Here is a 20,510-nt window from a genome sequence, read left to right as displayed (position 1 = left end):
ATCAGTATGGGATCAGGCAGCGGCACCCGCCACTGCCTGCGTTGGCTTACAGGAAGTCTTCGCCACCACCGCCACCGAGCATAATTTCGCCGGCATCGGCCAGACGGCGTGCTGTCGACAAAATTTCTTTTTGTGCGGTTTCCACTTCGCTGACCCGAACCGGTCCCATGGCCTCCAAGTCGTCTGCCAGCAGTTCTGCCGCGCGTTTGGACATATTTTTCAGGATCTTCTCTTTTAAATTGTCGTCTGTGCCTTTGAGTGCTTTCATCAATACATCCTGCTGTACTTCGCGCAGAATGGCCTGAATAGCCCTGTCGTCCACTTCCAACAGGTTTTCGAACACAAACATTAAGTCCTGGATTTGTTGTGCCATTTCTTCGTCGTGCTCGCGGATAGAATCCATCAGCTGACCTTCGATATTGGTATCGAGGTAGTTCATTATGTCGGCCGCTGCTTTTAAGCCGCCCATTTTTGCTGCCTGAGCACCAGCCTGACCGGCAAACTGTTTCTCCATAATTTCGTTTAATTCTTGTAATGCCGCAGGTTGTACTTCTTCCAGGTTGGCAATACGCATGGTTAAATCCAGCCGCACTTTTTCCGGGAACTGCGACAAAATCTCCGCCGACTGCTCAGGCTCCAGGTAAGACAATACAATGGTCTGAATTTGCGGGTGTTCGTTGCGGATAATGTTGGCCACCTGTTTGGAATCCATCCATTTCAGCGAATCCAGACCTTTAGCACCACCCCCTAAGATGATCTGATCAATCAGGTTCGAAGCTTTTTCTTCACCCAGCGCCGCTGTTAAAGCGCGGCGGATAAAGTCTTCACTCTGGAAGCCGATGGTACTGAAGTTCTGAATTTGCTCGATAAACAAACGGTGCACCGCAGAAATTTTGGCCTGGTTCAGATCTTCGATCTGCGCCATCGCCATACCCACTTTTTGCACTTGTTTGGGTTCGAGATGTTTTAAGATCTGCGCTGCGTCTTCTTCCGATAAACTCAGCAGCAGGATGGCGGCTTTCTCCACACCATCTAATTTGCCGACATCAAAGGCCGGTTTGTTCTCTACATTACTCATCTTCAGCCAACCAATTTTTCACGACCAGTGAGGACAGTTCAGGTTCGTTCGCCACCAGCGCACGCACCGCCTTTAATAAGTCTTCGTCACCATGCAGGTCCGGCAACATTAGGGTACCGTCCGGCGCAAACCCAACCGACTTCACGTCAAACTCTTTGCTCAGCATGTCGATGGTATCATCACCTAAATCAACACCGCGCGACAATGAATGTTCATCATAAGATTCAGTGGTGTCTTCAGGGTAAATCAGTTTCTTCAGCATTGGCCGCACTATGGCCATAATCAGCACGATAATCACCAGGGCGCCAAGGGCCAGACGGACCACCCTTAAGAACCATTCCTGCTCATAAATCGGCACTTCAGCGGCCTCAACCACGGTTTCACGGGTAAAGGGCACTGACACCACCTCAATAGTGTCACCACGCTGCACATCAAAACCAATACCACCTTGCAATAAACGGCGGATATTCTGAATTTCAGCCTGAGTTCTGGGTTCAGCTTTAGCCGGTTCATCACCACTGGCAGGCGTCATTTTGTAATCCACAGCCACAGACACACTTAAGCGCTTGATCACACCCGACTGCTGGGTGGAATGGCTGATGGTGGTGTCCAGCTCATAGTTACGGGTTTGTTCTTTGCTGTTGCGGCCAGGCACCACTGGGGTACTGCCGTCGTTCGCTTTTTCCGGAATATTGGAATCCAGCGGCGGCTGATTGGACAAAGCACCAGGAATACCCATAGAACCACCGCCTACGCTATTTTCTTCAATGGTCATTTCACTGCGCACGGCCGGCAAATCCGGATTAAAGCGTTTTTGTGTTTGTTCTGTGGTGGTGAAATCCATCTGTAAATCCACCTGAGCGGTGTAATTATCAATGCCCAGTACCGGGATCAGGATAGAGTCAATTTTCTGGCGGTATTCTTCTTCCCGCTTTTGCTCTATTTCATATTCACGGCGCGAACGGGCAGAACTGGCATCTTGTGAGCCGCTATTGAGCAAACGGCCGTTTTGATCTGTCACTGTGACTTTGGACGGTTCCAGCCCCTGCACTGCAGAAGCCACTAAATCCACAATAGCATCGACTTCACTGTCTTTAATGGTTTTGCCGCCGCGGGCTGAGATCATGACAGTGGCTGAAGGTTGTTTTTCGGTGCGGGCAAAAATGTTTTCTTTTGGAATAGCCAGCAAGACTCTGGCACGGGCCACGCTCTGAAACTCTTCGATGGTTCTGGCCAACTGTTGTTCACGGCTGTGTTTTAGCCTTTCCATTTCCAGACGCTGACTGACACCAAAACCACTGTCTTTCATCAGGATTTCTTCACCTGAACTGGCTTCTTTTTGCAAACCGGCGCGGCTTAACCCCAGGCGAATGTCCTGATATTTATCACCACGCACCGAAATCACATTGCCTTCCAGTTTGTATTCAATTTTTTGCGCATCCAGATAATCCAGATGCTGAATAAGCTCAGAGGTTTCAAAGGTGCCGAGCGGGCGCATTTCCGGTTCACGCGCCCACAGGATGATCAGAATGGCGATAGCGATACAAATGGTCAGTGCAATGATCAGTGTCATCTGACGCACTATATCCATGCCGCCCATAGAGCCTAAAAAGCCTGACTTTTGTTCCTGCTGTGCATTGTCTTCGGCGCTATGTCCAAAGTCATTGCTACTTAAGGTTAATTCAGTTGAAGTTGATTCAGCCACAGTCATGCCCCCCTATTACACCGGCATCGCCATAATTTCTTTATAAGCTTCCACCAGCTTATTGCGCACCTGCACTGTGGCTTCAAAGGCCACAGAAGCTTTTTGTCCGGCAATCATCGCCTCAGCCAAAGATACTTTGGGATCGCCCATTTCAACGGCTGTGGCCAGCGTATTGGATGTTTTTTGTAACGCATTGACGTTATCCAGTGCCTGCTTAAACAGGTCACCAAACTCAGACTGACTGGTATTGTTCAGTTGTACATCACGGGGTTGAATGTCGTTGGATAAATTGCGGGCCTGCTGCGCATAAGCCTGCATTTCCTGAAATAAAGCGGCACCTTTGATATCCATGATTAATTACCTGTAAACAACAGCCTGAAGCCGGAATACCAGTATTAAGCACAAGATGTGCCACAATTTAATCTTTTTAATTCAATAAGTTAAACTATAAACTGTGATGTCAAAATGCTGACACCATAGAAAAGCAGAGGCAAAAGACTAAAGCTGCTATGGGCAATTCAAGAGGCAGCAGACGAACACAGGACCATTAACGCACATGTCCCTGGTTGCAAATGCCCAATGCCGGACTAAAACCAGCGCAGCAGAAAACACCAGGCGCGCATCTTTGCAGATAAAAGGCATAACACAAAACAGCAGAGCCTGATGGCCCTGCCATTATGCTGCTGTTATATCAGGCTGGTAACTGAATACCTGACTCGCGCATCCGCGCCAGTTTGTACCTTAAAGTACGGGCGCTGATACCAAGTTTCTCTGCAACTTCCTTGCGTCTGTTGGCACAGGCTTTCATCGTTTCCAGAATAATACGATGTTCCTGCTCATACACCCCTGATTTAAATAAACTTAAATCAGGATCGTTGCCAGCAGCTACAGCAACCGGCGCCGGTTCCTGGAACTGACTGCTAAATTCAGTGGATTCAAGCAAAATATCATCTGCGGTAATTTCCGCTGCATTGTGCACTATCAGCGCCCTTTGCATCACGTTATCCAGCTCCCGCACATTGCCAGGCCAGTTGTGCTGCAACAACTTACGTTGTGCTGTTGGTGTCAGCTCTGGTGTGGCCGTGCCTGCCTGCTGGCAATGGCGCTCCAGTAAATGCCGGCACAAAGGCAGAATATCCTCCGGCCTGTCGGCCAGCGCCGGCCAGGTCAGCGGGAACACATTGAGCCGGTAAAATAAATCTTCACGGAACAGCCCCTGCGCCACAGTCTGGCGTAAGTCGCGGTTACTGGTGGCAATGACCCGCACATCCAGTTTGATGGTTTTGCGCGAGCCTAACCGCTCCACTTCACGTTCCTGCAATACCCTGAGTAACTTGGCCTGCAGGTTTAAATCCATTTCGCTGATTTCATCGAGCAATATCGTGCCTTGTTGTGCCTGCTCAAACTTGCCCGGGCAAGCGGCAATAGCGCCGGTAAAAGCACCTTTTTCGTAACCAAATAAAGTGGATTCGAGCATATTTTCCGGAATGGCGGCGCAGTTAATAGCGATAAAAGGGCCGTCGTGGCGTGGTGATTGCTGGTGGATATAACGCGCCAGCACTTCTTTGCCTGAGCCGCTTGGGCCTAGCACCATCACACTGGCATCAGAACGCGCCACTTTGGCGGCCAGTTTCACCAGTTGCTGACTGACAGGCGCTGCCACAATAGGCTCAAAAGCCGGCGCTTCGTCACTTTGTACATATCGGCCGACAGTATTGACCAGTACTTCCGGTGAAAAGGGTTTGGCCAGATAATCCACGGCACCCAACCGGATGGCCTGCACCGCATCATTGACTGTGGCATAAGCTGTCATCATCAGCACCGGCAGATGCGGATAATTCAGTTTGACCGATTTGAGTAAATCCAGCCCCGACATGCCCTGCATCTGCACGTCGCTGACCACCAGGCGGATTTTATGCTGTTTAAGCAGCTGAATGGCCTGCTCGGCGCTGTCCGCCGCAACCACCTGATATTGAGCCAGCAGCAAGGTGTCACAGAGTGCTTCGCGTAAACCGGCGTCGTCTTCAACCACCAGAATTTTAGTCTGTTGCATTTTATTGCTCCTCCTGTTGGCCTGATTGCAGCACAGCTGTGGCTGGCAATACCGGCAAAATCATTTCAAATCTGGCACCACCGGCTTTGCCGTCCACACAGCGCACTGAGCCGTGATGGGAATGAGCAACAGCCTGCACTACCGCAAGACCAAGGCCTGTGCCGCTTGGGCGGGTGGTAAAAAAGGGTTCAAAAATTTGTTGTTGCAGCGCCTTGGGCACACCAGGGCCTGAATCTTCCACCGCCAGCTGCACCTGTTTGCCATCGGGGCTTGCAAGCGCCGACAACTGAATGCATGCACCAGGGCCAGCATGTTGCAGCGCGTTCTGAATGAGATTGGCCATAGCACCACAAAGTGCAGTGTGATTCCCAAGGAGCAGCAGATCCGGCTCTGGCAGCTGCAGCTTTATATTGCCCTGCTGTTGTTGCACCAGGGTTTCGACTGAATTGTGCACTTCGTTTAACAGCTGCTGCAGCGACAAAGGCGCCACCTGCTGCTCACGGCCGGAGCGGGCAAACAGCAGCAGATCGTTGACCTGCTGTTCTAAATCCTGCAGCCGGTTTAACAGTTTTTGCTGAAATTGCACCCGGGCTGCTGGGGCAATTTTCTGGCTGCAAAGATTCTGCGCATACAACATGGCACTGGATAACGGCGTGCGGATTTGATGTGCCAGCGACGCCATCATTTTGCCAAGTGAAGACAAGCGTTGCAGATGGGCAATACGGCTTTGTAACTGACGGGTTTCGGTCAGATCGGTCAGCACTATAAGCTGACCGGCACCTTCTTCCAGCGCACTGATAGCCAGCTGCACACGCCTGCCATCATGTAATGACACTTCCAGACCATCGTCACTGCGCGGCCGGAAACTACGGGTGATCACATCCAGCCAGCGTTGCCAGATCAAAGGTTCACCCAACATCTGAATCGCCACCGGATTGGCATGCTGCACATAACCTTTGCTATCAAGTACCACCACACCTGTCGGCAAGGCCTGCAGAATATGTTGTAGCCGCTTAAGTTCCTGCTGCTGAGCCGCCTGACTGGCCGGTGTTTGGGATAGATCGGCAAATAAAGATGCCGCAGCCGGTGTTTTGGCCGCAAGCTGGGACATAGTGTGAGGAAATAAGGCGGTGACTATGCTGGCCGGTCTGCCGGGTGTTTGGCCGCTGCCCGACAGGGTTGCAGCACCAGTGGCAAAAAGCGCGCTGGCGGACAACAACTCAGCACTGTCGGATGCCACCAGCTCAAACAAAGGCTGTGCCGCGCCACCAAGATCTGGCGTGCGCTCCGGCGCAAGGTCCGGCATTGTGCAGGTGTTGGCAACAAAGGCGATGCTGTGCATACAAGTCCCCGTCAGATGAAAATACTAACGGGTTTAAGCACAAAGTGTGCCATCAAAAATATTATTTTAAATCAAAGTATTAAGCTAACTATTTTCAGCCAAAATTTTGACAAAGGGGTTAATCTTCAGTATTGAGCTCGTCACGCACCAGATTATATTTGCGCATTTTTTCCACCAAAGTGGTCCGGCGCAAACATAAAATATCAGCGGCTCTGGCCACCACATAATCGTGCCTTTCCAGTGCCTGGCTTATCAAAGAAATTTCCAGATCGGCCAGGAACTGTTTTAAATCCAGGCCTTCATCCGGTAACTGTTCAATCGACGCTGATGCAACACCAAATTCGGCAGCACTGTCGTCATCATCCTGTTCAAACTGGAATAACTCGTTAATGGCGTCTCTTTCCTGCAGCGCTTCAGGGTAATGCGGCACATAGGTTTCCACATCGAGGTGACGGTATTTTTGCGGCAATTCAGCCACATCAATGACCTGCTGTGGATACATAATGCTTAAACGTTCCACCAGATTGGCCAGCTCCCGCACATTGCCAGGCCAGGGGTGTAACTTTAGGCTGGCAATAGCCCTTTCGGTAAATTTAATGGCGGCCTGGCCCTGCTGTTCCAGCCTTTGTTGTAATTCCTGCAATAACAAAGGCAGATCTTCAGCACGCTCTTTGAGCGCCGGCGTTTCAATAGGAAACACATTGAGCCGGTAAAACAAATCTTCGCGAAAGCGGCCGTCGCTGATCATGTCTTCGAGCTGACGATGGGTAGCGGCAATAATACGCACGTCGGCTTTAATCGGCTGACTGCCGCCGACCCGCTCATAGGTGCGTTCCTGCAGCACCCGCAGTAACTTCACCTGCATGGGCAGTGGCATATCGCCAATTTCATCTAAAAACAGTGTGCCACCCTGCGCCAGTTCAAAACGGCCTTTACGGGTAGAAATAGCACCGGTAAAAGCGCCTTTTTCATGGCCAAACAACTCACTTTCCAACAGTTCTGCCGGAATAGCACCACAGTTAATAGGCACAAAAGGCCCTTCACTGCGATGCGACAACACATGAATATTGCGTGCCACCACCTCTTTGCCGGTGCCGGATTCGCCTAAGATCAGCACATTGGCATCTGTTCTTGCCACCTGCTGAATTAAAAAACGCACCTGCTGCATTTGTGGTGACAAGCCAACCATACCGACAAAACGGGCCTGCACTTCGTGCTGGCGCTGGCCTGGTAACAATCTGTGATATTCCTGACAATCGCGCAGGTGCTGGGTCAGGGATGCATAAGCAAAAGGTTCGGTGAGCAAACCAACCACATTGGCGTGTTTAAGCAAAGATTTTAAGGTTTCGCCCAGCAGTAAAAACGCCGCTTGCGGATATTGTTCTATCAGCTGTTCATGCTGCTGACTGGTCAAAGCCCCAAGCAGCACCACGGCTTTTGCGTCTGCCGCCAGCGCCTGTTGTAACTCAGTTTCAGTAACCAGCTGATGCGGCTCTGCTACAAAAGTCAGAATAATACTCAGACGCTGGGCACGTTGTTCCTGCTGATCAAGAATATAAAGCTTCGGGGTCATGGCGCGGCACTGCTCTTTGCTTTTTTTTCATTCTTACAAAGGCAATGCAGGCTTGCAAGGTAAAACGCTAATTTTTTGACGCTAGTGTCAAAAAATTAGCGTTGCGCTTGGTCAGTACTTCAGCAAAAACAATTATGCTAATAATTTCAATGACTGTTCGGCAGAAATCCGCCCTTGTACTCTGACAGCAACAGCGGCTTGTTCCTTGACGCCATTGGCAACCTGCTGTGACACTGCACTGGCATAATCCAAATCTTCAATCCGGCTGCGGGCTGCCGCTACATTTTCGTTCTGATTGGCCAAACCCCGGGCCGCAGCAGCAAAAGTATTGATGCCAGCACCTAAGTCTGCCCGGGCAGCATTTACAGTTTTTGTCAGGCTTTGAATATTGTTTTGCGCAGCACTACGGCCAGCTTCCGTATTAAAATCAATAGCATCCAAACCATTGCCACTGACCGCATTGGCCAGCCCAGGCGTTTTGAGGTTCAAAAGCGTATCGCCACTGCTAAAGGCAATTTGTTTATCTTTGGCGAACAACTTCACACCGGCAAAACTGCTGTTGTCGATTTGTTGTTGCATCGACTTGCTGATTTGCGCAGCTTGCTCTGAAATGGCGGCACGATCGGCATCGGTCAGAGCACCGTTGCCGGCCTGCACTGTCAGACTATCAAGCTCCGCTAAACCGTCACTGACGCCGGCAAGCGTCTGCTCAGCCACATTCGCCAGCGATATACCGTCATACAAATTGCGCATACCCTGATTGGCGCCGTTGACCTGGGCATTCAGCCGGTCAATGATTTGTAAACCTGCGGCGTCATCGGCGGCACTGTTGACTCTTCTGGCACTGGCCAGTTGTTTTAGCAGATTGTCTGAATCGATCCGGGTTTGCCTGAGCGGCTCGGCAGCAATATTGGTGTTAATTTTCACGGCAACTTACCTTTTGTCAGCAGCAGGACTTTGAGTATAAGTGGCATTGGCATGATGTTCCAAGGCGAAGCTGCTGTGCACGGCAACTCTTTGGTTAACACAGCAGCGGGCTTTGCTCAGCAGCGATTTCAGCGCTTGGGTTTGTCGCCTGATAAGTTTTCTAATAGACTGATTTAAAATCAAATAACCAAAAGTCAGTGCTTTATGGAAAATGTCTTACAGTATTTAGGCCGCCCATCTGAAATGTTGGACGACGATTTACAGGCCCATCATCACAAACTGTGCAGCCTGCTTGGCAATTCATCTTGTCTGGTGCTGGGGGCGGCTGGCTCTATTGGCCAGGCGGTGACGAGACTGTTAATGAGTTATAGCCCTGCCAAACTGCATCTGGTTGATATCAGTGAAAATAATCTGGTTGAGTTGGTACGAGACCTGCGCAGCAGCTTTGACCTTTTCCCAGCTGATTTTCAGGCGCTGGCGCTGGATATCGGCTCTTTGGCTTATGACAGATTTATCAGCAGCGACGGCAAATACGACTATGTGCTGAACCTGTCGGCACTGAAACATGTGCGTAGCGAAAAAGACGTTTTTACGCTGATGCGGATGATTGACGTGAATATCCTGAACACCGAAAAAACCTTGCGTCAGTCGGTGCAGGCCGGTGTTAAAAAATACTTTTGTGTCTCCACCGACAAAGCGTCCAATCCGGTAAATATGATGGGCGCTTCTAAACGTATTATGGAGCTGGTGCTGGCCAGCTACAGCAACCAAATCAACATCTCCACCGCCCGTTTTGCCAATGTGGCCTTTTCCGACGGCTCTTTGTTACATGGTTTTGAAAAACGGCTGCAAAAACAACAGCCTTTAGCAGCACCAAGCGATATCAGACGTTATTTTATTACCGACCACGAAGCCGCAGTGCTTTGTATTATGTCCTGCTGTTTTGGCCAGAACGGCGATGTGTATTTCCCCAAACTGGATGAAAGCCAGCTGATCAGCATGACAAGCATTGCGGAGAAGTTTCTGAAAAACCATGGCTTTACGCCAAAGCTCTGCAGCACAGAACAAGAAGCACGCTCTTTAATGGCCACACTGCCGGCCCAGGGGCAATGGCCTTGTGTCTTTAGCCCGTCTGATACTACGGGCGAAAAAGAAGCCGAAGAGTTTTACGAGCAACAGGACAGTCCGGATTTTCACAGTTATCAGCAGATTGGTGTGCTGCACCAGAGCGCACCAGAAGATCAGCAGCAGCTTACTCACTTTTATCAGCAAATAAATCAGATCAAGGCTCAACCTGTCTGGCACAAGGCCGATATAGTCAAAGTATTTATCGCCACTTTGCCCGGTTTTATGCATCAGGACACCGGCAAATATCTGGATGGAAAAATGTAATGACAGGCACCAAGGCGCTGCTGAGCTTTATCCGCGACATTTATCAAAGTACCGGCCCTATCCCACTGCATGCCCCGCAGTTCAGTGAGCTAGATAAAACCAACCTGCTGTCTTGTATCGACAGCACTTTTGTTTCCAGTGTAGGCCCTTTTGTTGACCAGTTTGAACAACAGATGGCCACCTTTTGCCAAAGCAGCCGCGCTGTTGCCACCGTCAATGGCACCGCCGCCTTACAAGCCGCCTTACACCTGGCCGGTGTTGGTCAGGGTGATATTGTGATCACCCAGGCACTGACTTTTGTTGCCACCTGTAATGCCGTGCATTTTCTTGGTGCCACCCCTGCTTTTGTTGATGTGTCGCCTATTAGCCTCGGCTTATGCCCGGATGCACTGCAGCAGTTTTTAACTGAACAGTGTGGCAAAAACGCCGCAGGCCAGACAGTACTTCGCAGTACAGGTCAAAAAATTGGCGCTGTTGTACCTATGCACACCTTTGGTCATCCGGTGCAACTTGATGAAATTGTTGCTATTTGCAGTGAATGGCAACTAACGCTGGTGGAAGACGCCGCCGAGAGTCTCGGCTCTTTTTACCGTGACCAACACACCGGCACCTTTGGCCGTTTTGGCGCTTTAAGTTTTAACGGCAATAAAATAATCACCACAGGTGGTGGCGGAATGGTGCTGTGTCAGCAGATGGACGATGGGGAGCATTGTAAACATGTCACCACCACCGCTAAGGTTGCCCATCCTTATCAGTTTTTCCATGACGAAGTGGCCTTTAACTTTCGCATGCCCAATTTAAATGCCGCTTTAGGCTGTGCCCAGCTGGCAAAATTACCATCTTATCTGGCCAATAAAAGAGCTCTGGCCAAGCTGTACCAGACCTTTTTGCAAAACAGTGATTATCAGTTTGTCGCTGAGCCTGCTTACGCCAAATCCAACTATTGGTTAAATGCGGTGATTTGTGCCGATGAACAACAACAACAGCAGCTCCTCAAACAAAGCAATGACCATGGCATTATGACCAGGCCAGTGTGGGAGCTGATGCATCATTTACCCATGTATAAAGATTGCCCGCGTGGGAGCCTCAGTCACAGCGAATGGCTGGCCAAACGTCTGGTAAATCTGCCAAGTTCAGTGACGCCAGAGGACAGGGCATGAGAAAAATTGCAGTTTTTACCGGTGCCCGCTCTGAATATGGTTTGTTGTATCCGCTACTCAAACAAATTCAGTTAGATGCAGAACTTGAGCTGCAGCTGATCGTTTCAGCCATGCACCTGTCGCCTGATTATGGTTATACGGTGCAAAGTATTGAGCAGGATGGTTTTGCTATCGCCGCCAAAATTGAAACTTTATTATCGTCCGACAGCCCGGTCGGCACCCTGAAAAGCCTGGGCCTTGGCATTATTGGTTATGCCGATGCGCTGGAGCGGCTGCAACCCGATCTGCTGGTGCTGCTTGGTGACAGGTACGAAGCCCTTGGCATGGCGCAGGCCGCATTGATTATGCAAATCCCGATTATGCATCTGCACGGCGGTGAAATTACCGAAGGTGCTTATGATGATGCTATTCGCCACGCCATCACCAAAATGAGTACCTACCATGCAACGTCCTGTTTGCAGCACCGCCAGAGAGTGATCCAGCTGGGTGAGGCGCCGGAACGGGTGTTTCATGTGGGCGCTATTGGCCTGGATAATATCAGGGGCCAACAACGCGCCAGCCGCTCTGATACCCTGGCGTTTTTGGAGCTGGCACCTGATAGCAAATTTATCTTTTTAACTTATCATCCGGTGACAGCCGCAGATGAAGCCCCGGCCGCCGGCATTGCAGCGCTGATCCAGGCGCTTGATAACCAACAACACTATGCGGTGGTGGCAAGTTACCCCAATGCCGACAACGGCGGCAAAGTGATTATTCAGGCGCTGCAGCAATGGCAAGCCAGCAACAGCAAGGTTAAAACTGTGGCATCTTTTGGCCATCGTTATCTGGATGTGGTCAGCCATGCCGCGCTGGTGATTGGTAACTCCTCCAGCGGCATTATTGAAATTCCGTCACTGGCGGTGCCTGTAGTAAATGTTGGGGTGCGCCAGCAAGGGCGCGAGTGTTCAAAACATATAGTGCATTGCCCGCCTGAGCCTTTGGCCATCAGCCATGCCATCCAACAGGCACTACAGACTAAAGATCTGCTGAGCGCCGCCGATAACCCTTATGACGCAGGACAGACCAGCCAGACGGTCGCCCGGTTATTGGCGGAATTACCTCTGACTGCGCATAAAAAGTTTTTTGATATTTATTAAGAGCGCAGATGCTGATGAGCAAAACCCTGATCATTGCCGAAGCCGGCGTAAACCATAATGGCAGTTTAGAACTGGCCTTGCAGCTGGTGGAAGCGGCCAGTGCCGCCGGTGCTGATGTGGTGAAGTTTCAAACCTTCAACGCTGAGCAACTGGTAACGAACAGAGCCAAAAAAGCAGAATACCAGGCTGAAAATACGCAAAATAACGGAAATCAGCTGGATATGCTGAAAAAACTGCAGCTCAGTCATGCTGACCATCTGCTGCTGATCAAAAAATGCGACGAGCTCGGCATCCGTTTTATGTCGACCGCTTTTGACAGCGAAAGCCTGCAGTTTTTAGCTCAGCTGCAATTGCCGGTGATGAAAATTCCGTCCGGTGAAATCACCAATGCCCCGCTGTTATTACAATATGCCCGCACCGGCGCCGATATTATTTTATCGACCGGTGTCAGCACCTTAAGCGAGATCCGGGATGCACTGGGTGTACTGGCTTATGGCATGACGACGCCAGCAACTCAGTTGCCAACCAGCAGTGCCGACTTTGTCAGCGCCTTTCACTCAGCTGCAGGCCAGGCGCAACTGAAACAAAAAGTCACCTTATTACATTGCACCACCGAATATCCGGCGCCTTTTGCCGACATTAATTTAAAAGCCATGGATAGCTTACGGCAGGAATTTGGTCTGGCGGTTGGTTATTCCGACCACAGTCAGGGCATTGTGGTGCCGATGGCCGCGGTGGCCCGTGATGCCACTGTCATTGAAAAACATTTTACCCTGGATAAAAACCTGCCAGGGCCTGATCATCAGGCATCGCTTGAGCCTGCAGAACTCAAGGCCATGGTGGACGGCATCCGTCAGGTGGAGCTGGTGCTGGGCCATGGCCGCAAAGAGCCTGCCCCTTCTGAGCTGAAAAACCGCATTCTGATCCGAAAATCGCTGGTGGCGGCACGACCGCTTAAAGCAGGCGACACTTTTAAAGCCGAAGATTTAGTCTGCAAAAGACCGGGTGATGGCAAAAGTCCATTTGATTATTGGCAGCTGCTTGGCAGCACCATCAACAGGGATTATCAGCATGACGAACTTATCGACAACTAAAAAGCTGGTGATGATTGGTGCCGGTGGCCACGCCCGGGTGCTGCTGGATATTCTCTCGCGGCAAAATCAGCTCCCTACCGCGATTTTTTGCGCCGAAAAAGCGCAGTTAGCCGCCCCTTTTGCCGGCATCAAACAATATCACCAGGACGAGCAAATGCGTGAGTTTTCACCAAATGACGTGCTGCTGGTGAATGCCGTCGGCCGCTTACCCGGTGAACACAGGCGGATGCAGATTTTTGATAAGTTCAAAGCCCTGGGGTACCAGTTTGCCAGTGTCATTTCCGAAAAAGCATTGGTATCTGCCTACTGCAGTCTGGGCGAAGGGGTGCAAATTCTGGACGGCAGTATTGTCAATGCCGGTGTGCAGATTGCACAGAACTGTATTGTTAACACTGCCGCAGTGATTGAGCACGACTGCAAACTGGATGCCCATGTGATGGTGGCACCCGGTGCTGTGCTCTGCGGCAATGTGCACTGCGCCGAACAGGTGTTTATCGGCGCCGGCGCGACCGTGATTCAGAATATTGCTATCGGCAAGGCAGCTTTGGTGGCAGCAGGCGCTACTTTGGTATGTGATTTGCTAGAGCAGCAAAAAGTTTATCCGGCACGGCACTTTATCGTTATGTGAGGTCATCATGATGGAACAAAAGTGGAAACAAGTCCTTATCGCCCCTGACAGCTCTATCCGTGATGCCCTAAAGATCATCGATCAGGCGTCCTTGCGTATTGCCCTGGTGGTCTCAGAAGCCCAACAACTGCTGGGGGTGGTCACAGATGGTGATATCCGCCGTGGTTTATTAAAAAACTTCTCGCTGGACAGCCCGGTCAGTGCCGTGATGAACAATCACCCTGTGACGGCTCAAAACGGCACATCCAGACGCGAGCTGATTAAGCTGATGAATGAAAAAGGTTTATTGTCTATTCCACTGCTTGAAAACGGCAAAGTGGTTGACCTTGAAATTCTACAGCGCAATTCACCTGAATTCAGGCATGACAATCCGGTGTTTTTAATGGCTGGTGGTTTTGGCACCCGGTTAAAACCCCTGACCAATGATTGTCCAAAACCGATGCTTAAAGTGGGCGACAAACCTATTCTGGAACTGGTGCTTTTGAGTTTTATCCGTTCTGGTTTTCATAATTTTTATATTTCGCTGCACTATATGCCGGAACAAATTCAGCAATATTTTGGCGATGGCTCTAAGTGGAACGTCAGTATTAAATATATTTATGAAGATCTGCCGCTTGGCACTGCCGGCGCCCTTGGCCTGCTGCCGCCTGATGCGCCCAAATTGCCGGTGTTATTAATGAACGGTGATTTATTAACCACAGTAGATTTTGAACAACTGCTGGAATTTCATAATAAAAGCCGTTCGGACGCCACTATGTGTGTACGCGATTATGAGTATCAAATTCCTTTTGGCGTTATTAACGGCGACGGCGAGCGGGTGCTCAGCATGGTGGAAAAACCCATTCAGCGTCTTTTTGTTAATGCCGGTATTTATGTGATCAATCCGGAAGTGCGTGCTCAGGTGAAACCCAATCAACGCATTGATATGCCAACTTTGCTGGAACAGAATATTGAGCTCACCAAAAAAGTCTCTATGTTCCCTATCCACGAATATTGGCTGGACATAGGCCGTATTGATGACTACCAAAGAGCCCAAATTGACGTGCACAACTTAAGGTTACCGGCATGAAACATATTGCGGTGATTGGTGCCGGCAGTATTGGCCGGCGCCACATCAGCAATCTGCATTTGTTGCATCCCGATGCACAACTTTACTGGCTGGGTGCCACAGGCGCTATCGCTGAAGCTGAGCGTGACGCTGATATTTTATATCCGGCTCACCCAGATGAACTGCTTAGTATCCAGCTCGATTATTGTATTGTGGCCTCTCCCGCCTCCAGCCATCTGCACTTTATGCGCGCCTTATTGGCGAAACACATTCCGGTACTGGTGGAAAAACCACTGGCAGCCAACCTGGCCGATGGCCAACAAATGCAGCAACTTTGCCTGGCAAAGCCACAAACACCAGTAGCTGTGGCTTATTGCCTGAGATTTTTACCGGCCCTGCAACTGCTAAAAACTACCCTGCAAAACAGCGACCTTGGTAAGGTGCTGCATATCAACTGCCAGGTTGCTCAGTATCTGCCCGACTGGCGACCTGGCAAAGACTACCGGCAAAGTGTATCTGCAAGAGCTGAGCTCGGTGGTGGTGTGCTGCTGGAGCTGAGCCACGAGCTGGATTATCTGCATTATTTATTTGGCCCGCTGCATCTTCACTATAGTCAGCTTAAGCACAGTGACCTGCTGGAGATTGATGTGGAAGATCAGGCCGATTTATTAATGAGCACCCAAAGTGGTGCCACAGTGAGCCTGCATCAGGATTTCCTGCAAAAAACAGTGCAGCGCCGCTGTATCATCAGCACCACAGTTGCAAGGCTGGAGTGGGACTTGGTACAAAACAGCATCTGGCTCTTTACCGGCTCTGAGCAACAACTGTTATTCAGTGAACCCGCCTATCAGCGCAACCAGATGTATCTGCAGATGTTGACTGCTTTTGAACAACAGATCCAACAGCCTGGCACAACCAGCGCTACGCTTGCCACAGTGGACGATGCCCTTTGCACCCTGGCTTTGATTGAACAGGCCAAACAGCAGGCCAGTATTGGCCCGATAACCCCACAGCAACAGGGCAGCTAAAGCCGGAGTTTTTATGAGTGTGATTGCTTTTGTGTTTGCCCGCGGTGGCTCTAAAGGTTTGCCCGGCAAAAATATCAAGCCACTTTGTGGCAAACCTTTATTGCATTATTCCATTGAAGTGGCACAGAAAATTCCTGAAATTTCAAAAGTTTACGTGTCAACCGACTGTAATGAGATAGCAGCTGCCGCCAAAGTTGCCGGCGCTCAGATCATTCGCCGGCCGGCTGAACTTGCCACTGATACCGCTGCTGAATGGCTGGCCTGGCAACATGCCATTACTTATGTTCAGCAACAAGGTGTGCAGTTTGATACTTTTGTCAGCTTACCGGCTACCAGCCCGCTGCGCGCCGCCAAAGATGTGACTGCTGCCCTGCAACAACTGCAGCTCAGTAAAGCCGATATCTGTATTGGCGTGACCCCGGCCGCCCGCAACCCCTATTTTAATATGGTTAAACCCAAAGGCGCGGATGAGGTTTGTCTTTTTATCAACGACCAGCCAGCCATTAAAAGACGGCAGGACGCTCCAGTTGCTTTTGATATTACCACTGTGGTTTATGCAGCAAAGGTCAATTATATTCTGGAAAACAATGCACTTTTTGCCGGTAAAGTCACAAGTGTAGAAGTGCCAAAACAACGGGCTGTGGATATCGACGATATCTATGATTTTTTATTTGCCGAGTCGCTGTTAACAAACGGAGCTGCATTGGATGACTAAAACAATAGTGGTGGCGGGCGCCGCCGGCCTGCTGGGCAAACATATAGTCAAAACTTTATTGGCCGCCCAGTATCAGGTGCTGGCCTGCGATTTAAGCCTGGAGTTGTTACAACAACGGCTGAGCAGCGCTGGTGTTGAGCTGTCACACCCGGCGCTGCGCATGCTGCAACTTGATTTAACCAACACAAACGAAGTTACCGCCTTTTTTGCGCAGCATCAGCACATCGATGGTGTGGTGAATTGTATTTATCCGCGCAATAAAAAATATGGCACCGACTTTTTAGCCGTCACGCTGGACGACTTTAACGACAATGTAGCGCTGAATCTGGGCTCATCATTTTTCCTGCTACAAAGCTGCGCCAAATATTTCCTTGAGCATCAGCGGCCGTTAGCTGTGGTGAATTTTGCCTCTATTTATGGCGTTGTTGCACCGGAATTTGATATTTATCAGGATGTTGCTTTTACCATGCCGGTGGAATACGCCGCTATCAAGTCGGCGCTTATTCACCTGAGTAAGTATGTCTGCAAATATGTGAGCCACAGCGACTTTAGAGTCAATGTAATAAGCCCTGGTGGCATTCTGGATCAGCAACCTGTTGAGTTTACGGAGAAATACCGGAATAAATGCCTGGGAACCGGCATGCTGCCACCTGAAAGTATGACAGGCACTGTGTTGTTCCTGCTGTCAGATGATGCAAGATACATCAACGGTCAGAATGTTATTGTTGATGATGGTTTTACGTTATAAAACAATTTTAGGTTACAACACAGCGCTGGATCAGGCGCTGGCTAAGCACTGCCAGAGCCATCACAGGCTCTGCAGTGCTACAGATCGCGCTGCTCTAACCCCCAGTCACACTTGGTATTCCAGTGCAGTGGGAAATCATTTTTGATATCGGTTAAATAATCAATCCATAACTGTCTGGATTTTTCAAACTGCGCCATTGTTTCTTCTTCCTCTTCAAAGCTGTACAACATGGTCAGCATAGGACAATGAAAATACAATAACGAGCCTTTGATCATATGGAAGATATAAGTAAATTTAGTACCGTTAAAGGCATATAGATAACGGGCCTGACGCATCAATAAATCTGACGCTTCCACCCGGTTTGCCACAGGCTCTTTGGCAATCGAAATCATATGCTCACAAACTTCATCCAGCAGTTTAAAGTTGATGTCGCCTTCCTGAATGTTTAGTTTAAAGTCGATAAAAAAGCGTTTTTTGATATCTGCCACTACGGCGGCTTTATCAATTGTTTTTTTCGGCACCAGCACATCTTCAACGGTCAGCGGATGGGCACCTTCAAGTTTGGCACCAAAACCCACATTATAAAAAAAGATGTTTTTGGCGGACTTGATCAGGTTTTCAATCTGAATTTTGGCAACTTTTAATAAGTCAGTCGCCATCACAGTGCCCCCAAAATTGCCTTCTAATTTATTGTGGGCGTTCTTATTGACGGTCCGTTTAAAATCTAAACTTTCATCGCTGTAAATACTGAACTTGGAGTGAGTGGCTTTATTGATGTAACCGTTGTCGACACCCACCAGATAAATTTCTTTAAAGCCCATCGACACCGCAAAAGACAAAGCTGTATTTACCACTAACGGGCCACAATTAGGCATGGCTTTCAATAACTTCTGCCGTGTTAAGGCAATGTACTGATAAATAAAAAAAGTTGCAGCTTCCGGGCCTTTAAGCCCCACCCCTGCCCATTTGTATAAATCCAGCACGTCGGGGTACATCACATCAACAGTCAACAGATTGAGTTTTTCGTACACTTCTTTGGGCTGAGTATCGAGAAGAATGTCATAAGTAATTTTTGGCCTTTCCACCAACACATGGAAATCCGGATCTATGCCCATTTTTAACAAAGAACCAAGCGCTGTGCCCGAGGCAAAAATCAAAGCCCGGTCTTTAACCTGTTGTAATAATTCAAAAGCGTCGTCGAGCGAAGGACCGTTACCAATGACAAAAACCGGCACATCGGCATAAGGGAATTTTTCAGCTTTGGGATCGGCATAAAACAGTTCATAACCCTGATTCAGGTTTTCAATACCATGGGCCAGGCCGGTAATAGCGTCGTTATAAAAACCAAAACCTAATTGTAAATCGCGATAGCGGTCAAAAAACTCTTTGATCAGTTTGTTCACTTCAGGTGATGGGTAATGCTGGTAACAATAACTGCGCACCAGTGAAAAAGCGCCTATATCGGCTGCAACCGAAGTGAGGGTCGCAAAAAAGTGTTTATAACTGACACCGACCTGCAAAAATAATGTTTTACCCTTTTCATCAATGTCCTGAATGATAGCCGCCCAATCAATACAATATAAGCTGGCATAAAACAGCTCTAAATCAGGCTCACAAATAAACAAATAATCAAAAGAGTGCTGCTCCAGTAACAATGGAATATGATAACCAAGGCCAATACCAAAAATAATGGCACTTGGGAAATGCTGCGGCAGCTGAGTAATAGGTGTCAGTTCCTGCGCATAAAAATCCGCAAGTTGTTGATCTAAAGCATGCATATAACGGATATGGATGCGTGCATCTTCACTTTTGACACCAAAACCATATTTGGTCATGCTGAAAAAAGCTTTATCACGGTATCTGTCTACCTGACTGGCGACAGTTTTTTTGATGTCCACACCATACAAAGGAATAGTCTGACCGGATGGAATAAAATCAGCGAGACCACCTTCCCTGACAATAAACTTAAAATCATCACGCTTTTCATATTCGTTGATAGTTTTATAAACGTCAGGATAATATTTCTGGAAAGCTTGTAGATTGGCGTTAAAACGTTGTTGCGATTCTTGTTCAAATAAAAGGTCACGTTCTTTTTGTGCAACAACTTCAGCGAGTTTAGATTCAATGTCAGCTAATTGTTTCTCGAATTCGTTTGACATCAATAATTGTTCTTCTGATAAGCTTCACTCACTTTATTAGACCGAAACTGGTCAAGGGAAGCAACAGTTATCTGGACCTGGTGCAGTTTTTTTTTCAGCTCTTCAATTTTGACATCAAACAAGGATTTTAACGCCCTGATGTCGTCAGCAACATCGGCCGTATTACCCTGATGCTGAAAAAGCATCAGGTGCTGCTGAATTTCAATACAAGCCTTACAGGCCTCGTCATATTGTTCAGCAGCAAGCAAAGTTTCAAACTGACAAATTTGTTGTTGTAACAGCTGCTGGTCAGCCGACATTGGCCATGCCCCTAGCTTGTTCAGCCTGGATCTGTGCTTCCATTGGAATTTCATCCCAGGCTGATTTAATGGTTTTAAACAGCTCACTTACTTCATCAATGGCAGCAGTATTTTCTTTTTCAACGGCCGCATCAATCAAACGTTCAATCATATAACTGTACAACGCATATAAATTGTTGGTCAGCTCAGGGGCAAGACTGTCATCAAGACAAGAACGTAAGGCTTCCAGAATGGCGGACGCTTTGGATAAGGCACGTCCTTTGGCTTCAAAATCCTGGCGGCTTAATGCGCCTTTGGCCAAAGCCAGATTATCCAGCACACCTGACATTAATAACTGAATCACCTGATATGGGCTGGCATCGGCTAACCGGGTTTTGGTTGCTTCTTTTTGATAAAACTTAATGCTCATGGTTATCCTCTGTCAG

Annotated in this window: 19 protein-coding genes; 9 read left to right on the top strand and 10 right to left on the bottom strand. The window is 49.0% G+C overall.

Going from position 1 to position 20,510, the window contains the following annotated elements; genetic code table 11:
- Window positions 1–46: 46 nt before the first annotated feature.
- The 7 genes from fliG to V7P87_RS04235 all read right to left on the bottom strand — a co-directional run bounded on the left by fliG (window position 47) and on the right by V7P87_RS04235 (window position 8,678).
- Complete coding sequence (gene fliG / locus V7P87_RS04265; protein ID WP_260657688.1) at window positions 47–1,078, bottom strand: flagellar motor switch protein FliG; 1,032 nt, start codon at window positions 1,076–1,078, stop codon at window positions 47–49.
- On the bottom strand, window positions 1,071–2,789 hold the full coding sequence (fliF, locus tag V7P87_RS04260) for a flagellar basal-body MS-ring/collar protein FliF (protein ID WP_333796318.1): 1,719 nt from the start codon (window positions 2,787–2,789) through the stop codon (window positions 1,071–1,073). The genes fliG and fliF overlap by 8 nt, the downstream gene beginning before the upstream one ends.
- A 9-nt stretch (window positions 2,790–2,798) precedes the next feature.
- Window positions 2,799–3,134, bottom strand: coding sequence for a flagellar hook-basal body complex protein FliE (fliE, locus tag V7P87_RS04255; protein ID WP_333796317.1), 336 nt, complete (start codon window positions 3,132–3,134; stop codon window positions 2,799–2,801).
- Window positions 3,135–3,474: 340 nt separating this feature from the next.
- Window positions 3,475–4,836 (bottom strand): sigma-54-dependent transcriptional regulator, encoded by a 1,362-nt coding sequence (locus V7P87_RS04250; RefSeq protein WP_333796316.1) that lies wholly within the window; start codon window positions 4,834–4,836, stop codon window positions 3,475–3,477.
- Between the two features lies 1 nt (window position 4,837).
- Window positions 4,838–6,178, bottom strand: coding sequence for a sensor histidine kinase (locus V7P87_RS04245; RefSeq protein ID WP_333796315.1), 1,341 nt, complete (start codon window positions 6,176–6,178; stop codon window positions 4,838–4,840).
- A 118-nt stretch (window positions 6,179–6,296) separates the two neighbouring features.
- Complete coding sequence (locus V7P87_RS04240; RefSeq protein WP_333796314.1) at window positions 6,297–7,751, bottom strand: sigma-54 dependent transcriptional regulator; 1,455 nt, start codon at window positions 7,749–7,751, stop codon at window positions 6,297–6,299.
- A gap of 132 nt (window positions 7,752–7,883) precedes the next feature.
- Window positions 7,884–8,678, bottom strand: coding sequence for a flagellin (locus tag V7P87_RS04235; protein WP_333796313.1), 795 nt, complete (start codon window positions 8,676–8,678; stop codon window positions 7,884–7,886).
- Window positions 8,679–8,882: 204 nt separating this feature from the next.
- Between V7P87_RS04235 and V7P87_RS04230 the strand changes: the two genes are divergently transcribed.
- From V7P87_RS04230 to V7P87_RS04190, 9 genes are read left to right on the top strand one after another with little or no spacing between them, the layout of a single operon-like run.
- Window positions 8,883–10,070, top strand: a complete 1,188-nt coding sequence (locus tag V7P87_RS04230) for a UDP-N-acetylglucosamine 4,6-dehydratase (protein ID WP_333796312.1) — start codon at window positions 8,883–8,885, stop codon at window positions 10,068–10,070.
- The gene (locus V7P87_RS04225) at window positions 10,070–11,230 is read left to right on the top strand and encodes a LegC family aminotransferase (protein ID WP_333796311.1); all 1,161 of its coding nucleotides are present in this window, start codon (window positions 10,070–10,072) and stop codon (window positions 11,228–11,230) included. The genes V7P87_RS04230 and V7P87_RS04225 overlap by 1 nt, the downstream gene beginning before the upstream one ends.
- Window positions 11,227–12,366, top strand: coding sequence for a UDP-N-acetylglucosamine 2-epimerase (gene neuC, locus V7P87_RS04220; protein WP_333796310.1), 1,140 nt, complete (start codon window positions 11,227–11,229; stop codon window positions 12,364–12,366). The genes V7P87_RS04225 and neuC overlap by 4 nt, the downstream gene beginning before the upstream one ends.
- A gap of 8 nt (window positions 12,367–12,374) precedes the next feature.
- Window positions 12,375–13,460 carry an N-acetylneuraminate synthase gene (neuB, locus tag V7P87_RS04215; RefSeq protein ID WP_333796309.1) on the top strand — a complete coding sequence of 362 codons (1,086 nt, stop codon included), beginning with the start codon at window positions 12,375–12,377 and terminating at the stop codon, window positions 13,458–13,460.
- On the top strand, window positions 13,438–14,088 hold the full coding sequence (locus V7P87_RS04210) for an acetyltransferase (RefSeq protein ID WP_333796308.1): 651 nt from the start codon (window positions 13,438–13,440) through the stop codon (window positions 14,086–14,088). The genes neuB and V7P87_RS04210 overlap by 23 nt, the downstream gene beginning before the upstream one ends.
- A gap of 10 nt (window positions 14,089–14,098) precedes the next feature.
- Window positions 14,099–15,157 (top strand): nucleotidyltransferase family protein, encoded by a 1,059-nt coding sequence (locus tag V7P87_RS04205; protein WP_333796307.1) that lies wholly within the window; start codon window positions 14,099–14,101, stop codon window positions 15,155–15,157.
- Window positions 15,154–16,164: a Gfo/Idh/MocA family protein gene (locus V7P87_RS04200; protein ID WP_333796306.1), complete on the top strand. Its 1,011-nt coding sequence runs from the start codon at window positions 15,154–15,156 to the stop codon at window positions 16,162–16,164. Before V7P87_RS04205 ends, V7P87_RS04200 begins: the two co-directional genes overlap by 4 nt.
- A 13-nt stretch (window positions 16,165–16,177) precedes the next feature.
- On the top strand, window positions 16,178–16,879 hold the full coding sequence (locus V7P87_RS04195; RefSeq protein ID WP_333796305.1) for an acylneuraminate cytidylyltransferase family protein: 702 nt from the start codon (window positions 16,178–16,180) through the stop codon (window positions 16,877–16,879).
- Window positions 16,872–17,627, top strand: a complete 756-nt coding sequence (locus tag V7P87_RS04190; protein WP_333796304.1) for an oxidoreductase — start codon at window positions 16,872–16,874, stop codon at window positions 17,625–17,627. The genes V7P87_RS04195 and V7P87_RS04190 overlap by 8 nt, the downstream gene beginning before the upstream one ends.
- A gap of 77 nt (window positions 17,628–17,704) precedes the next feature.
- On the opposite strand, the gene V7P87_RS04185 is transcribed toward V7P87_RS04190, so the two are convergent.
- The 3 genes from V7P87_RS04185 to fliS are packed head-to-tail and all read right to left on the bottom strand — an operon-like array spanning window position 17,705 to window position 20,494.
- A complete protein-coding gene (locus V7P87_RS04185; RefSeq protein WP_333796303.1) occupies window positions 17,705–19,786 on the bottom strand; it encodes a motility associated factor glycosyltransferase family protein in 2,082 nt (693 codons plus the stop codon).
- Window positions 19,786–20,085: a hypothetical protein gene (locus tag V7P87_RS04180; RefSeq protein WP_333796302.1), complete on the bottom strand. Its 300-nt coding sequence runs from the start codon at window positions 20,083–20,085 to the stop codon at window positions 19,786–19,788. The genes V7P87_RS04185 and V7P87_RS04180 overlap by 1 nt, the downstream gene beginning before the upstream one ends.
- On the bottom strand, window positions 20,075–20,494 hold the full coding sequence (gene fliS, locus V7P87_RS04175) for a flagellar export chaperone FliS (protein ID WP_333796301.1): 420 nt from the start codon (window positions 20,492–20,494) through the stop codon (window positions 20,075–20,077). Before fliS ends, V7P87_RS04180 begins: the two co-directional genes overlap by 11 nt.
- Window positions 20,495–20,510 lie beyond the last annotated feature (16 nt).

Source organism: Rheinheimera sp., assembly GCF_036782235.1.
In the GTDB taxonomy this organism is placed as follows: domain Bacteria; phylum Pseudomonadota; class Gammaproteobacteria; order Enterobacterales; family Alteromonadaceae; genus Pararheinheimera.
This window is presented reverse-complemented; position numbering and strand designations above follow the sequence as displayed.

Excerpts from the sequence above, each read along its gene's own strand:
- V7P87_RS04250 (WP_333796316.1), bottom strand. The coding sequence starts at position 4,836 with ATGCAACAGACTAAAATTCTGGTGGTTGAAGACGACGCCGGTTTACGC.
- V7P87_RS04245 (WP_333796315.1), bottom strand. The coding sequence starts at position 6,178 with ATGCACAGCATCGCCTTTGTTGCCAACACCTGCACAATGCCGGACCTT.
- V7P87_RS04200 (WP_333796306.1), top strand. The coding sequence starts at position 15,154 with ATGAAACATATTGCGGTGATTGGTGCCGGCAGTATTGGCCGGCGCCAC.
- neuB (WP_333796309.1), top strand. The coding sequence starts at position 12,375 with ATGCTGATGAGCAAAACCCTGATCATTGCCGAAGCCGGCGTAAACCAT.
- V7P87_RS04240 (WP_333796314.1), bottom strand. The coding sequence starts at position 7,751 with ATGACCCCGAAGCTTTATATTCTTGATCAGCAGGAACAACGTGCCCAG.
- V7P87_RS04230 (WP_333796312.1), top strand. The coding sequence starts at position 8,883 with ATGGAAAATGTCTTACAGTATTTAGGCCGCCCATCTGAAATGTTGGAC.
- fliS (WP_333796301.1), bottom strand. The coding sequence starts at position 20,494 with ATGAGCATTAAGTTTTATCAAAAAGAAGCAACCAAAACCCGGTTAGCC.
- fliF (WP_333796318.1), bottom strand. The coding sequence starts at position 2,789 with ATGACTGTGGCTGAATCAACTTCAACTGAATTAACCTTAAGTAGCAAT.
- V7P87_RS04180 (WP_333796302.1), bottom strand. The coding sequence starts at position 20,085 with ATGTCGGCTGACCAGCAGCTGTTACAACAACAAATTTGTCAGTTTGAA.
- V7P87_RS04205 (WP_333796307.1), top strand. The coding sequence starts at position 14,099 with ATGGAACAAAAGTGGAAACAAGTCCTTATCGCCCCTGACAGCTCTATC.
- V7P87_RS04190 (WP_333796304.1), top strand. The coding sequence starts at position 16,872 with ATGACTAAAACAATAGTGGTGGCGGGCGCCGCCGGCCTGCTGGGCAAA.
- V7P87_RS04225 (WP_333796311.1), top strand. The coding sequence starts at position 10,070 with ATGACAGGCACCAAGGCGCTGCTGAGCTTTATCCGCGACATTTATCAA.
- V7P87_RS04210 (WP_333796308.1), top strand. The coding sequence starts at position 13,438 with ATGACGAACTTATCGACAACTAAAAAGCTGGTGATGATTGGTGCCGGT.
- neuC (WP_333796310.1), top strand. The coding sequence starts at position 11,227 with ATGAGAAAAATTGCAGTTTTTACCGGTGCCCGCTCTGAATATGGTTTG.
- V7P87_RS04195 (WP_333796305.1), top strand. The coding sequence starts at position 16,178 with ATGAGTGTGATTGCTTTTGTGTTTGCCCGCGGTGGCTCTAAAGGTTTG.
- fliE (WP_333796317.1), bottom strand. The coding sequence starts at position 3,134 with ATGGATATCAAAGGTGCCGCTTTATTTCAGGAAATGCAGGCTTATGCG.
- fliG (WP_260657688.1), bottom strand. The coding sequence starts at position 1,078 with ATGAGTAATGTAGAGAACAAACCGGCCTTTGATGTCGGCAAATTAGAT.
- V7P87_RS04185 (WP_333796303.1), bottom strand. The coding sequence starts at position 19,786 with ATGTCAAACGAATTCGAGAAACAATTAGCTGACATTGAATCTAAACTC.